General features: G+C 65.7%; 19 protein-coding genes. 13 read left to right on the plus strand and 6 right to left on the minus strand.

Annotated elements, in window-relative coordinates; all coding sequences use genetic code 11:
- Window positions 1-242: 242 nt before the first annotated feature.
- The gene (locus DB032_RS08190) at window positions 243-1,838 is read right to left on the minus strand and encodes an ABC transporter substrate-binding protein (protein WP_107799037.1); all 1,596 of its coding nucleotides are present in this window, start codon (window positions 1,836-1,838) and stop codon (window positions 243-245) included.
- 595 nt (window positions 1,839-2,433) lie between these two features.
- Here DB032_RS08190 and DB032_RS08195 point away from each other — a divergent pair.
- Genes DB032_RS08195 through DB032_RS08220 form a run of 6 tightly spaced genes read left to right on the plus strand, consistent with a single transcriptional unit; the run spans window position 2,434 to window position 8,570 of the window.
- The gene (locus DB032_RS08195; protein WP_199225850.1) at window positions 2,434-3,423 is read left to right on the plus strand and encodes an iron-containing redox enzyme family protein; all 990 of its coding nucleotides are present in this window, start codon (window positions 2,434-2,436) and stop codon (window positions 3,421-3,423) included.
- A gap of 9 nt (window positions 3,424-3,432) precedes the next feature.
- Complete coding sequence (locus DB032_RS08200; RefSeq protein ID WP_107799038.1) at window positions 3,433-4,434, plus strand: hypothetical protein; 1,002 nt, start codon at window positions 3,433-3,435, stop codon at window positions 4,432-4,434.
- A 42-nt stretch (window positions 4,435-4,476) separates the two neighbouring features.
- Entirely contained in the window at window positions 4,477-5,967 is a 1,491-nt protein-coding gene (locus DB032_RS08205) for a hypothetical protein (protein WP_107799039.1), read from the plus strand.
- A complete protein-coding gene (locus DB032_RS08210; protein ID WP_107799040.1) occupies window positions 5,951-7,228 on the plus strand; it encodes an aspartate aminotransferase family protein in 1,278 nt (425 codons plus the stop codon). The genes DB032_RS08205 and DB032_RS08210 overlap by 17 nt, the downstream gene beginning before the upstream one ends.
- Complete coding sequence (locus DB032_RS08215; RefSeq protein WP_107799041.1) at window positions 7,225-8,142, plus strand: EamA family transporter; 918 nt, start codon at window positions 7,225-7,227, stop codon at window positions 8,140-8,142. Before DB032_RS08210 ends, DB032_RS08215 begins: the two co-directional genes overlap by 4 nt.
- Window positions 8,139-8,570, plus strand: coding sequence for a GNAT family N-acetyltransferase (locus DB032_RS08220; RefSeq protein ID WP_107799042.1), 432 nt, complete (start codon window positions 8,139-8,141; stop codon window positions 8,568-8,570). Before DB032_RS08215 ends, DB032_RS08220 begins: the two co-directional genes overlap by 4 nt.
- Here the strand turns inward: DB032_RS08220 and fabG are convergent.
- Complete coding sequence (fabG, locus tag DB032_RS08225) at window positions 8,567-9,340, minus strand: 3-oxoacyl-ACP reductase FabG (protein ID WP_107799043.1); 774 nt, start codon at window positions 9,338-9,340, stop codon at window positions 8,567-8,569. The two genes, DB032_RS08220 and fabG, sit on opposite strands and share 4 nt — an antisense overlap.
- Before the next feature lie 38 nt (window positions 9,341-9,378).
- Window positions 9,379-10,278: a LysR family transcriptional regulator gene (locus DB032_RS08230; protein WP_107799044.1), complete on the minus strand. Its 900-nt coding sequence runs from the start codon at window positions 10,276-10,278 to the stop codon at window positions 9,379-9,381.
- Between the two features lie 445 nt (window positions 10,279-10,723).
- Between DB032_RS08230 and DB032_RS08235 the strand changes: the two genes are divergently transcribed.
- Genes DB032_RS08235 through DB032_RS08250 form a run of 4 tightly spaced genes read left to right on the plus strand, consistent with a single transcriptional unit; the run spans window position 10,724 to window position 14,230 of the window.
- Window positions 10,724-11,440, plus strand: a complete 717-nt coding sequence (locus tag DB032_RS08235) for an ABC transporter permease (RefSeq protein ID WP_107799045.1) — start codon at window positions 10,724-10,726, stop codon at window positions 11,438-11,440.
- A gap of 51 nt (window positions 11,441-11,491) precedes the next feature.
- Window positions 11,492-12,412, plus strand: coding sequence for a glycine betaine ABC transporter substrate-binding protein (locus DB032_RS08240; protein ID WP_107799046.1), 921 nt, complete (start codon window positions 11,492-11,494; stop codon window positions 12,410-12,412).
- Window positions 12,413-12,422: 10 nt separating this feature from the next.
- Window positions 12,423-13,082, plus strand: coding sequence for an ABC transporter permease (locus tag DB032_RS08245; protein WP_107799047.1), 660 nt, complete (start codon window positions 12,423-12,425; stop codon window positions 13,080-13,082).
- Window positions 13,082-14,230, plus strand: coding sequence for a betaine/proline/choline family ABC transporter ATP-binding protein (locus DB032_RS08250; RefSeq protein WP_107799048.1), 1,149 nt, complete (start codon window positions 13,082-13,084; stop codon window positions 14,228-14,230). The genes DB032_RS08245 and DB032_RS08250 overlap by 1 nt, the downstream gene beginning before the upstream one ends.
- A gap of 18 nt (window positions 14,231-14,248) precedes the next feature.
- Here DB032_RS08250 and DB032_RS08255 read toward each other — a convergent pair whose 3' ends face one another.
- Window positions 14,249-14,485, minus strand: a complete 237-nt coding sequence (locus tag DB032_RS08255) for a helix-turn-helix transcriptional regulator (RefSeq protein ID WP_107799049.1) — start codon at window positions 14,483-14,485, stop codon at window positions 14,249-14,251.
- Between the two features lie 430 nt (window positions 14,486-14,915).
- Between DB032_RS08255 and DB032_RS08260 the strand changes: the two genes are divergently transcribed.
- Window positions 14,916-15,464: an NADAR family protein gene (locus tag DB032_RS08260; RefSeq protein WP_107799050.1), complete on the plus strand. Its 549-nt coding sequence runs from the start codon at window positions 14,916-14,918 to the stop codon at window positions 15,462-15,464.
- Between the two features lie 65 nt (window positions 15,465-15,529).
- On the opposite strand, the gene DB032_RS08265 is transcribed toward DB032_RS08260, so the two are convergent.
- Window positions 15,530-16,537 carry a class 1 fructose-bisphosphatase gene (locus tag DB032_RS08265; RefSeq protein WP_107799051.1) on the minus strand — a complete coding sequence of 336 codons (1,008 nt, stop codon included), beginning with the start codon at window positions 16,535-16,537 and terminating at the stop codon, window positions 15,530-15,532.
- Between the two features lie 200 nt (window positions 16,538-16,737).
- On the opposite strand from DB032_RS08265, the gene DB032_RS08270 reads away from it, so the two are divergent.
- Entirely contained in the window at window positions 16,738-17,511 is a 774-nt protein-coding gene (locus DB032_RS08270; RefSeq protein WP_107799052.1) for an ABC transporter substrate-binding protein, read from the plus strand.
- A 1-nt stretch (window position 17,512) separates the two neighbouring features.
- Here the strand turns inward: DB032_RS08270 and gcvA are convergent, their stop codons facing one another.
- Window positions 17,513-18,409, minus strand: coding sequence for a transcriptional regulator GcvA (gcvA, locus tag DB032_RS08275; RefSeq protein WP_107799053.1), 897 nt, complete (start codon window positions 18,407-18,409; stop codon window positions 17,513-17,515).
- Window positions 18,410-18,624: 215 nt separating this feature from the next.
- On the opposite strand from gcvA, the gene acnB reads away from it, so the two are divergent.
- Window positions 18,625-21,210, plus strand: coding sequence for a bifunctional aconitate hydratase 2/2-methylisocitrate dehydratase (acnB, locus tag DB032_RS08280; RefSeq protein WP_107799054.1), 2,586 nt, complete (start codon window positions 18,625-18,627; stop codon window positions 21,208-21,210).
- Window positions 21,211-21,252: the final 42 nt, after the last annotated feature.

Below are 21,252 nucleotides of genomic sequence, written 5' to 3' on the forward strand. Positions count from 1 at the left end.
CGTGGGTGTGAATCAGGAAAAGTCTGAAAATGCCGAGAAATGCTTGAGCTCAATCAAATGCGGCTCATTGGATGAAGTCAGACGGTTTTGCTTGCTTGGCTTATAAAATAAATTTATTAATTATCTGTTTTATGAGGAAAAATAAAGCGGGTTGTTCGGGGGGGAGGGCTTGAAGCTGGGCCTGCGAGGGAGCGGAAAAAAAGCGGGCGCCGCAAAGCGACGCCCGCTGGAGACTTGATGACTTATTTGACGCTGACGCCGCTGAACTGATAATCGCCGAAGGGGCTGATCTTGAAGCCGTTCACTTCCTTGCGCATCGGTTGATTGATGATGGAGTGGGCGATGGTGGTCCACGGCAGATCGCGCTTGAAGAGGGTTTGCGCCTGCGAGTACAGCTTGGCGCGCTCGGCCTGGTCGTTCAGGGTGCGGGCCTTGATGATCAGCGCGTCGAACTCCTTATTGCAGTAGCGCGAGTAGTTGGAGCCGTTCACCGCCTCGCAGCTGAGCAGCACGCCCAGGAAGTTGTCCGGGCTGGCGTAGTCGCCGGTCCAGCCCATCAGGCCGGCGTCGTGCTCGCCGCGCTTCATCCGCTTCAGGTATTCACCCCATTCATAGGACACGATCTTGGCCTTGACGCCGATCTTGGCCCAGTCGGACTGGATCATCTCCGCCATCAGTTTGGCGTTGGGGTTGTACGGCCGTTGCACCGGCATTGCCCACAAGCTCAGCTCGAAGCCGTTGGGGTAGCCGGCCTTGGCCAGCAGCGCCTTGGCGGCGGCCACATTATAGGGCGCGTTCTTCAGGCTCTTGTTGTAGGACCACAGCGAGGACGGGAAGGGGTTGCTGGCGGCCTGGCCCTGGCCCTGGTAGACCGCGTCTATGATGGCCTGGCGGTTGATCGCCATGTCCAGCGCCTGGCGCACCTCGCGCTTCTGGAACTGCGGCTTGTCCAGGTTGTAGCTGAGGTAGCCGATATTGAAACCGGGCGCGGTCAGCATTTTCAGCTTGGGATCGGTCTTCATCACCGCCAGATCGCTGGGGCGCGGATAGGACATGATCTGGCACTCGCCGGCCTTCATTTTCTGGTAGCGCACCGAGGGATCGGTGGCGATGGCGAACACCAGATTGTCCACCTTCACCGCGCTCTTGTCCCAGTAAGCCTTGTTGCCGGCGTAGCGGATCTGGGCGTCCTTCTGGTAGCGCTTGAAGATGAAGGGGCCGGTGCCCACCGGTTTCTGGTTGATGTCGGCGGCGCGGCCGGCCTTGAGCAGCTGCTCGGCGTATTCGGCGGACAGGATGGAGGCGAAGGGCATGGCGATCTTGATCGCCAGGTCCGCGTCCGGCGCTTTCAAGACGAAGCGCACCGTCTGCGCGTCCACTTTTTCCACGGCGCTGACGTTGCTGGCCAGGCCGGTGTCCACCGCGTAGGGGAATTCCGTGTTGTAGGCTTTGCGGAAGGGGTGGTTCTTGTCGAACATGCGCATGAAGGTGAACACCACGTCGTCGGCGTTGAAGTCGCGCGTCGGCTTGAAATAGTCGGTGGTGTGGAACTTCACGCCCTGGCGCAGCTTGAAGGTGTAGACCTTGCCGTCCGGCGAGGCGCTCCAGGAGGTGGCCAGGCTGGGAATGGCCTTGGTCGAGCCTTTCTCGAAACCCACCAGACGGTCGAACAGCGCGTGGCCGGCCGCGTCGAAGGTGGTGCCTGAGGTGAACTGGGCGGAGTCGAAGCCGTCCGGGCTGGCTTCGGAGCAGTAGACCAGGGTGCCGGCGGCCTGGACGGAGACGGCGAAAGCGGCGCAGCAGGCCGCGGCCAACAATTGCGGTTGGATCTTTCTCATTGCTATTTCCCTATTTGCAGAGCGGTGAAGGGCGCGGACGCCTTCTTCATGAGTGCTTGGCAGGCCCTTGGGGGCTTTCTATTTGTTCATCTGTCCGATTCCCGCCGTTTTGGCGGCCCGGCATGCGTTTGGGATGCCCGTTTGATGCCGGATTCAAGCGACTAAGGCGGGAACGGAAGACCCTGCCAGCATATAGATTGTTGCCCCGGCGTCAATCGTGCGCTGCGGCGTAAGCGCGCCCGCATTTGAGATTTTCGTTTCGACGAGCTGGGCGCATTTTAAGAATGATATTTAAAAACAGTTATTTGTGTCAGTTTTCAGGCGTTTCTGCATTGCGGCGGCAGGCATAAGATAGGGAGGCCTGCAAAAGGGCGTTTTTGTTTTCTCTTAAGCCAAGGAGAGCCAAATGCAAGCCAGCACGCAAGAAGCGGTGGTTGTGGTCAAACCCCGCAATCCGCGTCCGGTCCTGGTGCCGGTCCACTTGTAATCGGGTAGGAACGGGGCCGCCGTTTCAGGCGCAAAGCCCTGGGCCGATCCGGATTCCGCGCCGCCGGCTTGCCGGCGGCCGCGCTCATCTTTAAGAGGAGACTCCTTTGTGTCCCATCCGTCCGATCTTCGTTTTTGCCTGAACGGCGATGTGATTTCGCAATCGCCGCTGGTGGTCAAAACCGCCGGCGACGAGGAATTGGAGATTTCCGCGGGCCTTGCCAGCACGGAGGAGGTCAGCGCGCTGATGGCGCGCCTGGCCGGCGGCTGCAGCCAGCGGGACGCGGAGCGCCTCCTGCCGCGCCAGTCCGCCGACGAGGTGCGTCGTTTGCTGGTCAGCCTGGAAAACTACGGCGTGATCCGCCCGCTGGCGCCGGCGCGCGGCAAGACCGGGCTGGAAGTGCTGCTGGAGGTGGAGGACCTGTCCAACCGCCTGCTCTACCAGACGCTGTACCGCAATCCGTTCTGGACCCATTGCCAGAACGCCAGCCAGCCGGGGGATATTCCGGAGCGGGTGTTCCACGGCATGGTGATAGAGAACTATCACTTTTTGTTCCGCGAAAGCTATTTCGACGCGCCGGTGCTGTCCTATGTGCCCAATACCCAGGCGCGGCTGGCGATGAACGCCTTCTTCGCCGAGGAGTACGGCCACGACGAGCTGCTGCTGCAGGCCTTGAACCGCATCGGCATCAGCCGCGAGGACCTGGCGCACGCCGTGCCGCTGCCGCAGACCATGGCGCTGTGCAATGCGCTGGCCTATTGGTCGCACAACGATCCGCTGTTCTTCTTCACCACGCTGGGCATTTTGGAAGGCAAGGACATCCGTCAGGACTCCTTCCTGGACGCCGCCTACCGGCTGGGCGTGGACGCGGATTTCCTGCGCCCGGTGAAGGCGCACTCGGACATCAATCTGAAGGGCGAGCACGGCAGCCTGACCCGCAAGATCTTCGCGCAGATCCCGGTGGTGGATCAGGAAACGGCGCGGCGCCTGCTGGCGCAAACCCATTTGTTCGTCGAGCTCTACGACGCTTTCTACAGCGCGGTCTGGCGGCATTATCTGCACGCCGACACCTTGCTGCGCCGCATCGAGCATTATTGAGGAGGCACTATGCACGGCCCCGGCACCCATGATCTGTTTCGTTACCCGGCGCTGCGGCCCGGGGTGGAAATCCAGCCGCAGGACGGCGGCGTGGCCCTGCTGTACCGCGAGCAGTCCTGCGATCTGCAAGTGGCTGACGAAGGGCGGCTGCAATTGCTGGCCCTGCTGGACGATCTGCAGCGCGCGCCGGCCAGCATGTCGGCGCTGCGCGCCGCCCATCCGGAATTGGCGGGGACGATTCCCGGCCTGCTGGAGGAGTTGGACCGCCTGGGCCTGGTGACCGAGGCCAGCTTCGAATTGCCGGACGACGCGCTGTCCGGTTGCGAGTTCAACACCCGGCTGCGCAATCTGGCGCAAAGGGCGATGCGCAAGCGCGGCCATTCCCGGCTGTACGGCATGCTGTCCGACGGCAGCGCGCCGCGCAATGTGCTGATCGGCTACGCGCTGGAGTATTACTACCTGGTGCGCGCGGCGCCGGGCCTGATCGCCTCCGCGCTGTCGCACGCGGACAGCCGGCAGAACCAGCGCAGCATCCAGCGCTTCCTGGTGTCGGAGCTGGATCACGATCAGATGCTGGCCGAGAGCCTGGCCAGCGTGGACATGGAAGTGGAGGGCCTGGACCATCTGCAGCCCCTGCCGTCCACCTTCGCCTTGTGCGCGGCCTTGGGCGTGTTCGCGCGTCAGCATCTGCTGTCGTTCAAGAGCGTGTTGTTTCTGTTCGAGATGCCCGGCGACGAGTTCAACCGCGCGCTGGTGCGCTGTTGCGAACGCGCGGGACTGGACAAGGGCTTTTGGGAGCCGCTGCTGCGCCACGCCTACCTCAACGATACGCTGGGGCACGACGACATCACCTCCGAACTGCTGCAGGACATCAGCGCCATCAGCCGCGAGGAGCAGCTGGTGGTGGAGAAAAACTTGGTGCTGACCATAGAAACCATGGCGTTGCAGGACGAGGAAATCGTCGATTACTACAGCCGGCCGGACGCCTTGATGCCGCGGCTCTATTTGTAATCCCCCGCAGTAGTCCTCGAGACGGCAGCCAAGGAGAGAACGATGGAAGCCTGGCAAGTCACTCATTATCGCGCGCCCCACCTGGTGCCCTTCAGCGCCCATCTGGCCGATGACGGCCAGACCGTGGTGCTGGCAGCGGACGCCAAGGAGTATGAAATCCAGTTTTCCGGCGTGGACGGCGGCCGGGTGCTGGACAGCGTGCTGGCGATGGCCAATCCGGACGCGGAAATCTGGTTCGACATCCACGCCGGATCGGCGCCGTCCTGGCAGCTGTCGCTGGCGGAACAGCTGGACGCGCTGTCGCTGATCCGCGACGCGCCGGCGGACCCGGCGGCGCTGGAGCGGCAGCGCCGGCAGTGGGAGGCGCTGAGCCGCCGCTGCGTGGACAAGTTGTTGGCGGCCACCGCCGGCGCGGCGCGCGGCGCTTACGCGCCGGTGGTGCTGAACATGCTGCGCCTGCTGGACGAGCCGGCGCCGCAGGCTGACGCCTTTTGCATAGACGAGGCGGGCGCGCCGGAGTGGCGGGACAATTTCGCGCTGCAAACCTTCTATCTGCAAAAGCTGTACCTGGCCGACAATCTGCCGCAGGCGCTGACGCTGTGGCGGCGGGTGCTCAACGGCTTCGCCGACGGGGCCGGCTTCGTCGGGCTCAGCCGCCGCGAGGCCGGCGCGGCGGAGATGCCGTCCAGCGAAGGCTTTTACTGCCCGGCGCATCTGGAGGCCTATGCGCTGTGCCTGGTGGATCTGCTGCTGCTGGCGCCCAAGCCCGAGGCGCGGCGGCGGCTCCTCTGCCGCGAGCCGGCCTCGGCGGTGGACAGCGGCGTCAACTTCATGCGCCGCGCCGAGCAGTTTGCGCTGGACGGCCTGGCCGAGCTGGGCGAATCGCGCTATGTGCGCAGGGTGAACGCCGCCGACGCCGGCTTCGGCCCCCTGGTGCAAGGCCTGTTCATCGAGCAATACCACGTCACCCAGCGCTTCGTGGAAATCATCGCGCCGCTGATGTCCAAGCGGCTGCGCAGCCCGCTGAAGCAACGGGTCTACCGTTATTTCCAGGAGGAGCTGGGCCACGAAGTCTACGAGCGCGCCACCTGCGAAGCGCTGGGCGTGCCGCCGGCCTGGCTGGACCAGGCGCTGCCGCTGCCCTTGTTCCAGGCCTATGTCGACGCCTTCACCGTGCTGGGCCGTTACGACCCCATCGGCTATCTGAGCTCCATCATGGTCACCGAGGGCATGTTGGGCGTGGACAATCCGGTGCACGAGCGGCTGGAGTCGCTGGTGGAGTTCCGCGCCGATTACCAGCGCGTGGCCAAGCGCCACGACGATTTGAATCTGGAGCTCAACCACGCCGCCTTGTCCCGGCTGTTCTTCCGCGAAATCAGCGCCTTGTCGCCGCGGACGCAGCAGCGCGCAGAGGCCAATCTGGCGTATCTGCTGGAGCTCAATCTGCGGGCGATGGACCAGGTGGCGGACTTCTACGGTCCGCAGGCGCAGCTGGCCGTCTGCTCGCTGGACGGCTATGCCGTCGCCGGCTGAACGCGCGGCGACGCAAGCCGCCTACGCCGCCAGCGTCAATCCGGCCTGGCTGGAAACGCTGAGGCAGTGCGGGCTGGACGCCCGGCCGCTGGAGGCGGAGGGCGCTTGGCTGCGGCTGGAGGACGGCCGGCGCTGGCTGGACTTCGTCGCCGGCTACGGCGCGGCGGCGCTGGGACATCGCCCGCAGGCGCTGCTGTCCGGCCTGGCGGAAGACCTGTTCGATCCCGCGCCCAATCTGCATCCGCTGGGCTTTTCCGGCCTGGCCGGCGATCTGGCCGCGGCGCTGCTGACGCTGGCCGGCTTCGCCGACGGCAAGGCCCTGTTCGCCAGCACCGGCGCGGAGGCGGTGGAGGGCGCGCTGAAGCTGGCGCGGATGGCCGGCGGCCGGCGGCGCGCCTTGAGTTTCGACGGCGGCTTTCACGGGCTGACCCTGGAAGCCACCGAGCTGGCCGGCGGCGATTTCTGGCGGCAGGGCCTGCCGCGGCGCGAGGACTGCGCGGTCTTGCCCTGGGGCGATCTGGCCGCGGCGGCGGCGGAGCTGGCGCGCGGCGACGTGGCCGCGGTGCTGCTGGAGCCGGTGCAGGGCAGCGCCGGCGCGCGCGCCTGGCGCGGCGAGGATCTGGCCGAGCTGGCCGCCTTGTGCCGCCGCCACGGCGCGCGGCTGATCTACGACGAGGCGCTGTCCGGCCTGGGCCGCTGCGGCGCCTGGTTCGCCTATCAGGCACTGGGCGCGCCGGCGCCGGACCTGCTGATTGTCGCCAAGGGCCTGAGCGGCGGCGTGCTGCCGGTGTCGGCGCTGCTGTTCCGCCAAGACATTTACCAGGCGGTGTTCGCCCGGCCCGGCTGCGCCAAAATCCACGGCTCCACCTTCGGCGGCAACCGGCTGGCCTTGAGCTGCGGCCTGCGCATGCTGGAGCTGTTGCGCCAGCTGGACGCGCCGGCGAGGGCGCGGGAGAGCGGCAGGGCCTTGCGGCGGCGTTGGCGGGAGGCCGGGCTGGAGGGCTTCGAGCTGGAGGGCCAGGGCCTGATGCTGGCGCTGCGCGCCGGCCCGGCGGCGCAAGACCGGCTGGGCGAGGGCGCCGCCGGCCTGCTGTGGCTGCAATTGCTGCAAGAAGGCGTGCTGACGGTGCCGGCGGCGCATGACGCCGCCGCGCTGCGCTTGCTGCCGCCCTTGAACGTGGCGGAAGCCGAGTTGGACTTTTTCCTGGAAGCCTGCCGGCGCGCCATCGCCGCGCTGGAACAAGAGGCGACGACATCATGAAGATACGACACGTATTGCTGGCGGTGCTGGTGGCGGCCATCTGGGGCCTGAGCTTCATCGTGGTGAAGATAGGGCTGACCGAGTGTCCGCCGCTTTTGCTGGCGGCGCTGCGCTTCGTGGTGGTGTTCGCGGTCGGGGCCTGGTGGTTCACGCGGCCGTCCTTACCCTGGCGCTGGTATCTGCGCGCCGGGCTGTGCCTGGGCGTGATCCAGTTCGCCGGCCTGTTTTCCGCCATCAAGCTGGGCATGCCGGCCGGCATCGTGTCGGTGCTGGCCCAGTTGCAGGTGTTCATCACCTTGCTGCTGGCCAGTCTGCTGTTGGGCGAAGCGCGCTCCCGGCTGCAAAAGGCGGTGATGGCGCTGGCGTTGCTGGGCGTCTTGCTGCTGGGCTACGCCCGCTACCAGGACGCCTTGCCCTTGCTGCCGCTGGCGTTGGCCTTGATCGGCTCGGCCGGCTTCGCCTGGGGCAATGTGGAGCTCAAGCGCGCCGGCAAGGTGGACATGTTCGCCTTCACGGTGTGGATGAGCCTGGTGCCGCCGCTGCCCCTGCTGCTGCTGTCCTTCGCGCTGGAGGGCGGGCCGGCGGCGGCCTGGAGCGCCGTGGCCGGCTTCGGCTGGACCGCCACGCTGGCGCTGTTGTTCCTGGCCCTGGTCGGCACCCTGTTTGCGCTGGGCAGCTGGGGCAAGTTGCTCAGCCTGTATCCGGCCACGCTGGTGGCACCGTTTTCGCTGCTCAGCCCGGTTTTCGGCCTGCTGGGCGGCTATTGGATCCTGCATGAACATTACGACGCGCTCAGCATCGTCGCGTCGGCCTTGATCGTCGCCGCGCTGGCCTTGAACACTTACGCCGGCAAACTGGACGCCGCGCGCGGCTGGCTGGCCGTCCAACTGAACAAGAGGACCGCGCCGCGATGAAGGAGGCTGAACTGGAGATTTCCACCGACAAGCGCCGGCTGGACCTGGCGCTGATCCACGCCTTCTTGCACGATCACGCGCCCTGGGCCAAGGGCATTTCGCGCGCCACGGTGGAGCAGGCCATCGCCGGCTCGCTGTGCTTCGGCGCCTATCTGGACGGGCGGCAAGTGGGCTTCGCCCGCGTGGTGACCGATCTGGCCACCTTCGGCTATCTGTGCGACGTGTTCGTGACGCCGGAGCACCGCGGCCGCGGCTATGCGCGGCAGCTGATGCGCGGCGTCGCGGCCGAGCCGGCCTTGGCCCGGCTGCGTCGCATCGTGCTGGTGACCTCCAACGCCCACGCGGTCTACCGGCCCTTCGGCTTCGCCGCGCTGGAACACCCTGAGCGTTATATGGAGCTGCACCGGCCGGATGTCTACCAGGGCTAGCCGGTCAGCGCGTCCAGAGACTCAGGCAAGACCTGGCCGCCGTCCACGATCAGGGTCTGGCCGGTGATGAAGCCCGCCTCCTTGCTGGCGAAGAACAGCGCGGCGTTGGCGATGTCGTCCACGCTGCCCAGCCGCCGCAGCGGCACCGCCGCCGCCATCTTGTCCAGATAGTCCTCGCCCAGCTCGCGCAGCCCCTCGGTCAGCACATTGCCCGGCATCACCGCGTTGATGGTGATGTCGTCGCGCGCCAGCTCCAGCGCCGCGCTGCGCATGAAGCCCAGTTGCGCGGCCTTGCTGGCGCCGTAATGGCTCCAGCCGGCGTAGCCGGTGACCGGGCCGGTGATGGAGGAGGTCAGGATCACGCGGCCGTACTCGGCCTGGCGCAGATAGGGCAGCGCCGCCTGCACGCAAAGGAAGTTGCCGCGCACATTGGTGTGCTGCACCTGATCCCATTCCTCCGCGCTCATGCTCTCCAGCGGCGCGGACGGGAAGATGCCGGCGTTGCAGCACAGCACGTCCAGGCCGTTGGACGCAGCGGTGTCCGCCAGCAGGCGGGCCACGTCCTCGGGACGGGCCACGTCGGCGACGCGACCGACGGCGTTCAGGCCGTCGGCGCGCAGGCGGGCCAGCGCGGCGTCCAGCTTGTCCCGGCTGCGGCCGCTGATGGTGACGCGCGCGCCGGCGCGGGCGAAGGCCCGGGCCAGGCCCAGGCCGATGCCGGCGGTGCCGCCGGTGATGAGAACGTTTTTGTCTTGAAGCGGGGTCAACATGATGAATCTCCTTGAGGGGGATGGCGATGTCGATGGCGTTAGCGCAGCTCGGGATGGCCGCGCAGCCGCTCCGCCATCAGTTCGATGAAGGCGCGGGTCTTGGCCGAGGCCAGCCGGCCTTCCTGATGCAGGATGTGGATGGGCTGGCTGGCATCGTCGTATTCGGCCAGCAGCGGCAGCAATTGGCCGGCGGCCAATTGCGGCACCACTTGATAAGACAGCAGACGGGTGACGCCGAGTCCGGCCGCGGCGGCGGCGATGGCCGCCTCGTTGTTGCTGACGGTGAGCCGGGGTTTGAGGCGGACGCTCAGCGGCTTGCCGCCGTCGCTGAAGCGCCATTCGTGGCAGGAGCCCACGCCGCGCGAGGCGATCAGCGCGTGGCGCTGCAAATCCGCCGGCGTGAGCGGAACGCCGCGCTCGGCGAGATAGGCCGGCGACGCGCAGACCACCCGCCGCACCTGGCCGACGCGCAGGGCGCGCAGATTGGAGTCCGGCAGTTCGCCGATGCGGATGGCCACGTCCACGCCTTCTTCCAGCAGATTGACCACCCGGTCCAGCAGCAAGGCGTCCACCGTCACCTCGGGATGGCGGCGCAGGTAGTCGTTGATGCCCGGCATCACGTAGCGCAAGCCGAACAAGGCCGGCGCGGTGACGGTCAGCAAACCGCGCGGCGGCGCCTTGCCGCCGGAGGCGGCTTCGTCCGCCTCGTCCGCGGAGGCGATCACCCGGCGCGCGTCCTCCAGATAACGCTGGCCGGCCTCGGTGACGCGAACATGGCGGGTGCTGCGGTTGAGCAGACGGGCTTGCAGCCGCGTCTCCAGCGCCGCCACCGCGCGCGTCACCGCCGGCGGCGACATGCCCAGCTTGCGCGCCGCGCCGGCAAAGCTTTCCGCTTCCGCCACCGCGATGAATACGGTCATCAAGTGCAATCTATCCATGTTTTTTGCCGTGATTGTTGCAATGGACGAAACAGCGCATTGTGGGCCGGGGGCGGGAGGGCGGCAAGTGGCCGTTGGGACGGCGCCGCGCGCGTTCCTTATAGGGCGGAGCGGCGGAGCGCGGCCAGCTTATCCATTTGGTTTGACGTGAACGGAAAGAAATAAAGCGTTTTCAAGGCCTTGTCCTTGTCTGTCAAGTGCGGCGAAGTACATTAGAAAATTTGCATGTTCGATACAAACAGTGTTATAACTTATTAGGTTTTTCATCAGGCGCACACCGCGCCACTCAAAATCGATGGTTTCGCGCCGTCGAGCCTCGCCTTAAACGCACCTCATGTCCGGCCCGCGCCGGACGTCTATTTACTGGCAGCTCTCTAGTTGTCGCGATCATTACAGCGGATCGCCGTGGCCTTGCCGGCCATTGCTTTCGCCAAGGAGGACGCAGATGCACAAAAGAGCGTTTAGCAAGCGCAGCATGATCGGGCTGATCCTGGTCGCCGTAGCGGCGGCGGGATTGATTTACGGTGTAAGCCCAGCCGTATGGACCGAGTACCGGGAAGATCTGATCTACCTGGGCCGGCAGCATCTCTATCTGGTGGGCGTCTCCATGGCGCTGGCTCTCGCCGTGGGCCTGCCCAGCGGCGTGCTGCTCAGCCGTCAGCGGCTGCGGGGCAGCGCCGAGCACTGGATGCAGATTTTCAATATCGGCAACACCCTGCCGCCCATGGCGGTGCTGGCGCTGGCGATGGCCTTGGTCGGCATCGGCGACGCGCCGGCCATCGTGGCGCTGTTCCTGGCGTCCTTGCTGCCCATCGTGCGCAATACCTACGCCGGCCTGGCCGGCCTGCAGCCAGCCTTGCTGGAGGCCGCCGACGCGCTGGGCATGACCCCGCGTCAACGGCTGTGGCGGGTGGAGCTGCCCAACGCCTTGCCGGTGATTCTGACCGGCGTGCGGGTGGCGCTGGCGCTGAACGTGGGCACCGCGCCGCTGGCCTTCCTGATCGGCGCCAGCAGCTACGGCGAACTGATCTTCCCCGGCATCTACCTGAACAACCATACCGCGCTGCTGCTGGGCGCCGGCGGCACCGCGCTGATCGCGCTGACGCTGGACCTGACGCTGGCCGGCCTGGGCCGCCTGGCCGCCGCCCGCGGCCTGGCCTGATTCGAACCCCCTTGTCGCCCGTTCCGGCGGGCGCTCGCACGGAGGACTCCTATGACAAAAGCACTTTCCTTTTCGCCCTGGTGTCGGCTGGCGCGCCGCGCGCTGACGCTGGCGGCCTTGCTGACCGCCGCGCCGGCCTTCGCCGCCGGCCTGGTGCTGGGCAGCAAGAACTTCACCGAACAGCATCTGCTGTCCGACATCACCACGCAGTACCTGGGCAGCAAGGGCTACCAGGTCACGCAAAAGCCGGACCTGGCGACGGTGATCCTGCGCAACGCGCTGGAAAACCGCCAACTGGATCTGGTGTGGGATTACACCGGCACCGGCCTGATCATCCATCACGGCATCCAGAAGAAAATGAGCAACGAGGAGGCTTACGCCACGGTCAAGAAGCTGGACGAGCCCCTGGGGCTGATCTGGCTGAACCCGGCTCCGCTCAACAACACGTATGCGCTGGCGATGAAGCGCGTGCGCGCCGAAGCCGAGGGCGTGCGCACGCTGTCCGATCTGGCGCGGCGGGTCAATGAAAACAACGGTTCGTCCAAGCGCTGGCAGCTGGGCTTCGACATGGAGTTCGCCGGGCGTCCGGACGGCCTCAAGCCGATGCAGCAGCTGTACGGCATGGAATTGAGCCGGCCGCAGATCCGCCAGATGGACCCGGGCCTGGTTTACAACGCCATCCGCGACGGCTTCGTCGACGCCGGCCTGGTCTACACCACCGACGGCCGCGTCAAGGGCTTCGACCTGGTGGTGCTGCAGGACGACATGGGCTATTTCCCGGCTTACGCCGCCACGCCGGTGGTGCGCCGCGATACGCTGGAACGCAACCCCGGCCTGGCCGAGGAACTGAACAAGCTGGCCGCGCTGCTGGACAACGACACCATGTCCGAGCTCAACGCCAAAGTGGACATCGAACACCGTCCGGTGAAGGAAGTCGCCAGCGAATTCCTGCGCCAGCGCGGCCTGATCTAAAGGAGGCCGCATGGAAACCCTATTGCAAACCTGCCAGTTCATCTGGCAAGACCTGCCGCAAATCGCCGCCTTGGCGGAACAACATCTGAGGCTGGTGGGCATCGCCGTCGGTTTGGCGGTGGTGCTGGGCGTGCCCCTGGGCGTGCTGATCGTCCGCTTTCAGGCGCTGGCCGGCCTGGTGCTGGGCCTGGCCACCGTGGTGCTGACCATTCCGGCCATCGCCTTGTTCGGCCTGATGGTGCCGCTGTTTTCCATGATCGGGCAGGGCATCGGCGCGGTGCCGGCCATTACCGCCGCCTTCCTGTACTCCCTGCTGCCCATCGTGCGCAACACCCACACCGCGCTGACCCATCTGGAGCCCGGCGTGAGAGAAGCCGGCCGCGGCCTGGGCCTGACCTTCTGGCAGCGCCTGCGCTGGGTGGAACTGCCGCTGGCCACGCCGCTGATCTTCGGCGGCATCCGCACCGCGGTGGTGCTGAATATCGGCGTGATGGCGATTGCCGCCATCGTCGGCGCCGGCGGCCTGGGCACTTTGATATTGCACGGCATCAGCCAGAGCGACATTCGCAAGCTGATCGCCGGCGCGGTGGCGGTGAGCGTGCTCGCCGTCGCGATGGACTGGTTATTGCTGCGCGCTCAGCGCGCGCTGACCCCGAAAGGAATTCGTTGATGATTGAACTGCAAAATCTCTGCAAGCAATTTACCCAGAAAAACGGCCAGGTCTTCCAGGCGGTGGACAAGGTCAATCTGCACGTGCCGGAAGGCGAAATCTGCGTGCTGCTGGGCCCGTCCGGCTGCGGCAAGACCACCACCATGAAAATGATCAACCGCCTGATCGAGCCCACCTCGGGCAAGGTGCTGATCAACGGCGAGGACACCGCCGGCATAGACAGCGTGACGCTGCGCCGCCAGATCGGCTACGTGATCCAGCAGATCGGCCTGTTCCCCAATATGACCATCGAGGACAACATCACCGTGGTGCCGCGGATGCTGGGCTGGGACAAGAAGCGCTGCCGCGAGCGGGCGCGCGAACTGATGAGCATGGTGGCTCTGGACCCCAACCGCTTCTTGCAACGTTATCCGCGCGAGATGTCCGGCGGCCAGCAGCAGCGCATCGGCGTGATCCGCGCGCTGGCGGCCGACGCGCCGGTCTTGCTGATGGACGAGCCCTTCGGCGCGGTGGACCCGATCAACCGCGAACAGATCCAGAACGAGTTCCTGCAAATGCAGCGTCAACTGGGCAAGACCGTGATGCTGGTCAGCCACGATATCGACGAAGCGATCAAGCTGGGCGACCGCATCGCCGTGTTCCGTCAGGGCCGCATGGTGCAGTGCGCCGGCTCCGACGAGATCCTGGCGCGGCCGGCGGACGATTTCGTCGCCAGCTTCGTCGGCCAGGACCGCACGCTCAAGCGTCTGCTGCTGGTGCAGGCCGGCGAGGTGGCGGATCAGCAGGAAACGTTGACCGCGCGGCTGGACACGCCGCTGGCGGCCGCTTACGGCCTGATGGACGACAACGACCTGATGCACCTGACCGTGGTGGACGCGGACGGACAGCCCTTGGGCTTTGTCCGGCGCCGCGACGCGCGCGGCGCGGACGGTGTGTGCGCGGACAAGATCAAGCCGGTGAGCGTGACCGCGGCGGCGGGCGAAAACCTGCGCGTGGTGCTGTCCCGCCTGTACGAGCACAATCTGACCTGGATGCCGGTACTGGACGACGACGGCCGCTACAACGGCGAAGTGTCGCAAGACTACATCGCCGGCTATCTGAACTCGGGCCGCACCTCGACGCGCGGCGCGCGTCAGCCGGCGGGCTGAGGCGGGAAGGGCGGAGAGTCAGACCGATGGCTCTCCGTCGGCCGGGTCCGCTTCCGGCGAGTGGCTCAACAAATCTCCCGGCTGGCAGCCCAGCTGCCGGCACAGCGCGTCCAGCGTGTCCAGGCGCAGGCTCTTGACCTTGCCCAGCTTCAACAGCGACAGATTGTGCGGCGTGATGCCGATGGCCCGCGCCAGATCCTTGGATTTGATCTTGCGTTGCGCCAGCATGACGTCCAGCGTGATCACGATAGCCATGCCGGTCTCCCCAGGGTTTTTAATGTCTTTTCCAACAGCGGCTTACAGGCTTATGTGGGGAAACATACTCCGCTACGCCGTCCTGTGGCAATGCGGACGGTTGCGTCCGCGCTGAGTAGTTTTACCTATGGGCAAGCGGGGTGGACGGACCTATGTTGGTAGGGCGGTGTTGCGTATCCACTGCGCTCGCGATGCGGGCGGCGGCGGCGAAATCATCGCGACGCGGTAATTAATCATTGTTTTCGTCTGTTTGCATCGAAATCGGCGGACGCACGCGCGGCCCGGCTTCGCGCCGCGCTTGTCGAACCCGGTTCCGGCTCCTTATAGTGATGGCCATGAAGATGTTCAGCGCCGCGGCGACAGCGGACAAAGAGGGGCTCTTGGCATTTTTTGCGGCATATGGCCGCGCAGGAAGTGGAGGACGCGGACCATGGCGATCCGGACAGTAAGCGAGTTGCGCAAGCGGGCTGCGGCCGGCGAAACGCTGGATTTTCTGTTTTTCTGGGGACACAGGCCCAAACACGAGGACGGCGTCTGCAAGAGCTGCCTGAGTCAGTGGTTTCCGGTGGGCTTCGAGCTGGACGGCGTGAGCTACGCCAGCGCCGAGCATTATATGATGGCGGAGAAAGCCCGCTTGTTCGAAGACGCGGAAACTCGGGGCAGGATACTGGCCGCGGCCACGCCGGCGGACGCCAAGGCCTTGGGTCGCCAGGTGCGCGGCTTTGATTCCGTCTTGTGGCAGCAGCGCTGTTGCGAGGTGGTGATGCGGGGCAATCTGGCCAAGTTCGAGCAAAACCCGGCGCTGGGCGATTTCCTGCGCGGCACCGGCGACGCCATCCTGGTGGAGGCCAGCCCGGTGGACTGCATCTGGGGCATAGGCTGGGCCGAGGACGACCCGCAGGCCAGTCTGCCGGACATGTGGGACGGCAGCAATCTGCTGGGCTTCGCCCTGATGGAAGTGCGCGAACGCCTGCGTTAGCGCCTGCGGACGACATTAAAAAAACCCTGCCGGTTTCGGCAGGGTTTTTTGTTGGGCGGAGCCGCTTACTGCTGCTCGGCGTGGTAGGCGGTGACGCGTTCCACTTCTTCCTTGGAGCCGAGGAAAACCGCCACCCGCTCGTGCAGCTTCTGCGGCTGGATGTCCATGATGCGCTGATGGCCGTTGGTGGCGGCGCCGCCGGCCTGTTCCACTACGAAGGCCATCGGATTGCCTTCGTACATCAGCCGCAGCTTGCCGGCCTGGTCCGGGGTGCGCGCGTCGCGCGGATACATGAAGATGCCGCCGCGGGTCAGGATGCGATGCACCTCGGCCACCATGGACGCCACCCAGCGCATATTGAAATCGCGGCCGCGCGGACCGGTGCTGCCGGCCAGCAGTTCGTCGACATAGCGTTTCACCGGCTCGTCCCAGTGGCGCATATTGGACATATTGATGGCGAACTCGCCGGTGCTTTCCGGCACTTTCATGTCCGGGTGGGTCAGTACGAAAGAGCCTTGTTCGCGGTCCAGCGTGAAGCCGTGGACGCCGCTGCCGAAGGTCAGCACCAGCAGGGTTTGCGGGCCGTACACGGTGTAGCCGGCGGCCACTTGCTCGGTGCCCGGCTGCAAGAAGGCGCCCTCGGTGGCGTGGTCAATGCCCTGCGGGCAGCGCAGGATGGAGAAAATGGTGCCCACCGAGATGTTGACGTCGATATTGGATGAGCCGTCCAGCGGATCGAACATCAACAGGTACTCGCCCTTCGGGTATTCGCCGGGGATGTGGTAAGGCAGCTCCATTTCCTCGGAGGCCATCGCCGCCAGGCTGCCGCCCCATTCATTGGCGTCCAGCAGGTAATCGTTGGCGATCACGTCCAGCTTCTTCTGCGCCTCGCCCTGGATATTGCCGGTGCCGGCTTCGCCCAGCACGTCGGCCAGCGCCCCCTTGTTCACCGAATAGCTGATGGCCTTGCAGGCGCGGCCTACGGTTTCGATCAGCAGGCGCAACTCAGGCGGCAGCGTGCCGGCCTTGCGTTGCTGTTCGATCAAAAAGCGGGAGAGGGTGATGCGGCTCATGGCAATCCTTAGCTTTGGGTGGGTGCGCGAAACAAATGCTCGATATGCCGGCATGAGCCGGCTTGACCGCCACATTATAACGGATAAGCGAGTTGCGGTCGTCATGCCCCCGGAGGCGCGGGGGCGGGCGGAAATCGCAGGCAGGCGGCGCGTGGAACGGCTATGAATAAAATCGGGTTCACGCGGTACGGGGAAAGACCATGGCTAAGGGTTTATTGACGTTGCTATTGCTGCTGGCGGCCTGGCAGGCGCGGGCCATCACCATCTACACCGAAGACTGGCCGCCCATCACATTCCAGCACAACGGCGTGCCGGACGGCATGGCGGTGGAAGTGGTGCGCGAAATCCAGACGCGCATGCACGACAACAGCGCCATCGACGTGGTGCCCTGGGCGCGAGGCTATAAAGAGCTGCTGACCACGCCCGGAGTGATGCTGTTCACCGTGGGGCGCAACGACACCCGGGAAAAACAGATGACGCTGCTGGGCCCCATCGCCATCTCGCAGACCGTGCTGCTGGCGCGCAAGGGCGAGGCGGCCGGCCTGCTGGCGCTGGGCAACGGCATTTATCACCGGCCGGTGGGCGCTTACCGCGGCAGCATCTTCGCCGACGCGGCGATCGCGGCCGGCTTCATCGAGGTGGATCTGGCGCCCACCCCGCAGATCACCGCGCAGAAGCTGCTGGTCGGCCGCTACGATATGTGGTCGGAAGGCGGCTTCGTCGTGGCCTCGGTGCTGAAAGACATCCACCAGCCGCCGGAGGCGGTGGAAGTGGTGCGGGTGCTGGAAACGCTGGAACTCTACCTGGCGTTTTCGCGCGGCACCTCGGCGGCGGAAGTGAAACGCTGGCAGACCGCCTTCGCTGCCGTCAAGAAAGACGGCAGCTTCAAGCGCATCTACAACAAATGGCTGCCGCGCGACGCGGCGCCGATGGAGCTCAAGCTGATTGGCCTGCCCCTCGGTTCCGCGCATTGACTCAGGCGGCCGCGTCCGGGCGGACGGCCTCGCCCTCCAGCCAGCGGCAGAAGGCCGCGACGGCGGCGTCCTCCGCCGCCGCGCGCGGCGCCACCCAGCAGTAGTCGCGCACCGTGGCCACCGGCGCCGGCAACGGCGACAACAGCACGCCGGCGTCTATCTGCGCCTGCGCCATCGGCATCGGCCCCAGCACCACGCCCAGGCCGTCCATCGCCGCCTGCAAGGCCAGCGAGAAACTGTCGAAATGCATGGCGCTGGCCGGCTTCAGCTCCGGCACCCCGGCCAGGGTCAGCCAGCGCTGCCAGGCGGTGGGGCGGGTGTCCGCGTAGAGCAGGGTATGCCGCGCCAGATCCGCCGGGCTGGCGATGGGCGCGGCGGCCAGCAGCGCCGGACCGCACAGCGGCAGCTCCCATTCCTTCAGAAAGGGCTTGGCGATGTGGCCGGGCCAATCGCCGGGGCCGCGGCGGATGGCGATGTCGAACGGACTGTCCAGCCGGCTGATGTCGCGGTCCGAGGTGGCCAGATGCAGCTCCAGCTCCGGAAACTGCTCGCGAAAACGGCTCAGCCGCGGCAGCAGCCAGTGCATGGCGAAGGTGGGCGTGGAATTGATGCTGATCCGGCGGCGGCGGTCCGCCTGCAGCAGCTGGGAGGTGGCGTTGGCGATCAGATCCAGGCCGTCCTGCACCTGCACCAGATAGCGCCAGCCGGGATCGGTCAGCTTGACTCTGCCGCCGCTGCGCTCGAACAGCGGCACGCCCAGCCAATCCTCCAGCTGCTTGATCTGCTTGCTCACAGCCCCGTGGGTGACGAAGAGTTCGCCGGCGGCGGCGGAAAAGCTCTCCAGCCGGGCCGCTGCCTCAAAAATACGCAGGGTGTTGAGAGGGGGGTAAGTGCTCATGCTGTGATTTTAACTCACAATCTATGTTGCGATAACTCGTTTGAAAGCGGACGGCTAACAGCGTAATCTTCAGGCATGAAATCAAGGCCGCCGCCCGGCGTTGCGGCGCGGTCTTGATGGCCGCAGCCATAGCCTTACCTCATTGTCCCGCAGCGTCGGAGTCCCGGCCTTGCCGGGGACGCTGCCAACAACCCAAGCCATAAAGGTCAAAAGTCATGCTGGAAGCTTACCGTCAACACGTGGCCGAGCGCGCCGCGCTGGGCATCCCGCCGCTGCCGCTGTCCGCCAAGCAGGTGGAAGCGCTGGTGGAACTGCTGAAAAACCCGCCCAAGGGCGAGGAAAGCACCCTGGTCGAACTGATCACCCATCGCGTGCCGCCGGGCGTGGACGACGCCGCCAAGGTCAAGGCTTCCTTCCTGGCGGCCGTGGCCGAGGGCGACGCCCAATCCCCGCTGATCTCCCGCGAGCTGGCCACTCAGCTGCTGGGCACCATGCTGGGCGGCTACAACATCAAGCCGCTGATCGACCTGCTGGACGACGCCGCCGTGGCGCAGATCGCCGCCGACGGCCTGAAGAAAACCCTGCTGATGTTCGACGCCTTCCACGACGTGAAGGAGAAAATGGACAAGGGCAACGCCCACGCCAAGCAGGTGGTGGAATCCTGGGCCAACGCGGAATGGTTCACCAGCCGTCCGGCGGTGGCCGATAAAATCACCGTCACCGTGTTCAAGGTCACCGGCGAAACCAATACCGACGACCTGTCCCCGGCGCCGGACGCCTGGAGCCGCCCGGACATCCCGCTGCATTACCTCGCCATGCTGAAAAACGCCCGTCCCGGCATCACCCCGGAAGAAGACGGCAAGCGCGGCCCGATGCAGTTCATCGAAGACCTGAAGCAAAAAGGCCATCTGGTCGCCTACGTCGGCGATGTGGTCGGCACCGGCTCCAGCCGCAAATCCGCCACCAACAGCGTGATCTGGGGCACCGGCGAAGACATTCCTTACGTGCCCAACAAGCGCTTCGGCGGCGTGTGCCTGGGCGGCAAGATCGCCCCCATCTTCTTCAACACTCAGGAAGACTCCGGCGCGCTGCCGATCGAAGTGGACGTGTCCAAGATGGACATGGGCGATGTGATCGACATCTATCCGTATGAAGGCAAGATCGAGAAGGCCGGCCAGAAGATCGCCGACTTCGCGCTCAAGTCCGAGGTGATCCTGGACGAAGTGCGCGCCGGCGGCCGCATCAACCTGATCATCGGCCGCGGTTTGACCGGCAAGGCGCGCGAAGCGCTGGGCCTGCCGGCGTCCACGGAATTCCGCCTGCCCAAGTCCCCGGTCGATTCCGGCAAGGGCTTCAGCCTGGCGCAAAAAATGGTCGGCCGCGCCTGTGGCCTGCCGGAAGGCCAGGGCGTGCGCCCGGGCACCTACTGCGAACCGAAGATGACCACCGTCGGCTCCCAGGACACCACCGGCCCGATGACCCGCGACGAACTGAAAGACCTGGCTTGCCTGGGCTTCTCCGCCGATCTGGTGATGCAGTCCTTCTGCCACACCGCTGCTTATCCCAAGCCGGTGGACGTGAAGATGCACAAGGAACTGCCGGCCTTCATCTCCACCCGCGGCGGCGTGTCGCTGCGCCCGGGCGACGGCGTGATCCACAGCTGGCTGAACCGCCTGCTGCTGCCGGACACCGTGGGCACCGGCGGCGACAGCCACACCCGTTTCCCGATCGGCATCTCCTTCCCGGCCGGCTCCGGCCTGGTGGCCTTCGCCGCCGCCACCGGCGTGATGCCGCTGGACATGCCTGAATCGGTACTGGTGCGCTTCAAGGGCAAGATGCAGCCGGGCGTGACCCTGCGCGATCTGGTCAACGCCATTCCGCTGTACGCGATCAAGCAAGGCCTGCTGACCGTGGCCAAGGCCGGCAAGAAAAACGCCTTCTCCGGCCGCATCCTGGAAATCGAAGGCTTGCCGGATCTGAAGGTGGAGCAAGCGTTTGAGCTGTCCGACGCCTCCGCCGAGCGTTCCGCCGCCGGTTGCACCGTGCATCTGGACAAAGCGCCGATCATCGAATACATGACCTCCAACATCACCCTGATGAAGACCATGATCGCCAACGGCTATCAGGACGCGCGCACGCTGGAGCGCCGCATCAAGGCGATGGAGGCCTGGATCGCCAATCCGCAGCTGCTGAAGGGCGACGCCGACGCGGAATACGCGGCGGTGATCGAGATCGATCTGGCCGACATCCACGAGCCCATCGTGGCCTGCCCGAACGACCCGGACGATGTGAAAACCCTGTCCGACGTGGCCGGCGCCAAGATCGATGAAGTGTTCATCGGTTCTTGCATGACCAATATCGGCCACTTCCGCGCCGCTTCCAAGCTGCTGGAAGGCAAGCGCGACATCCCGGTGAAACTGTGGGTGGCGCCGCCGACCAAGATGGACGCCGAACAGCTGACCGCGGAAGGTCATTACGGCACCTTCGGCACCGCCGGCGCGCGGATGGAAATGCCGGGCTGCTCGCTGTGCATGGGCAACCAGGCGCAGGTGAAGGAGGGCGCCACCGTGATGTCCACCTCCACCCGCAACTTCCCCAACCGTCTGGGCAAGAACTCCAACGTCTACCTGGGTTCCGCTGAACTGGCCGCGATCTGCTCCCGTCTGGGCCGCATCCCGACCAAGGAGGAATACATGGCCGACATCGGCGTGCTCAATCAGAAGGCCGGCGAAGTGTACCGCTACATGAACTTCAACGAGATCGCCGACTACCAGGAACTGGCCGACACCGTGAAGGTGTGAGGAAGGTCAGCCTCTTGCGAGGCGTTCTGATGAGCGCCTTGA

It is taken from the genome of Chromobacterium sp. Panama (assembly GCF_003052555.1).
Lineage (GTDB): Bacteria > Pseudomonadota > Gammaproteobacteria > Burkholderiales > Chromobacteriaceae > Chromobacterium.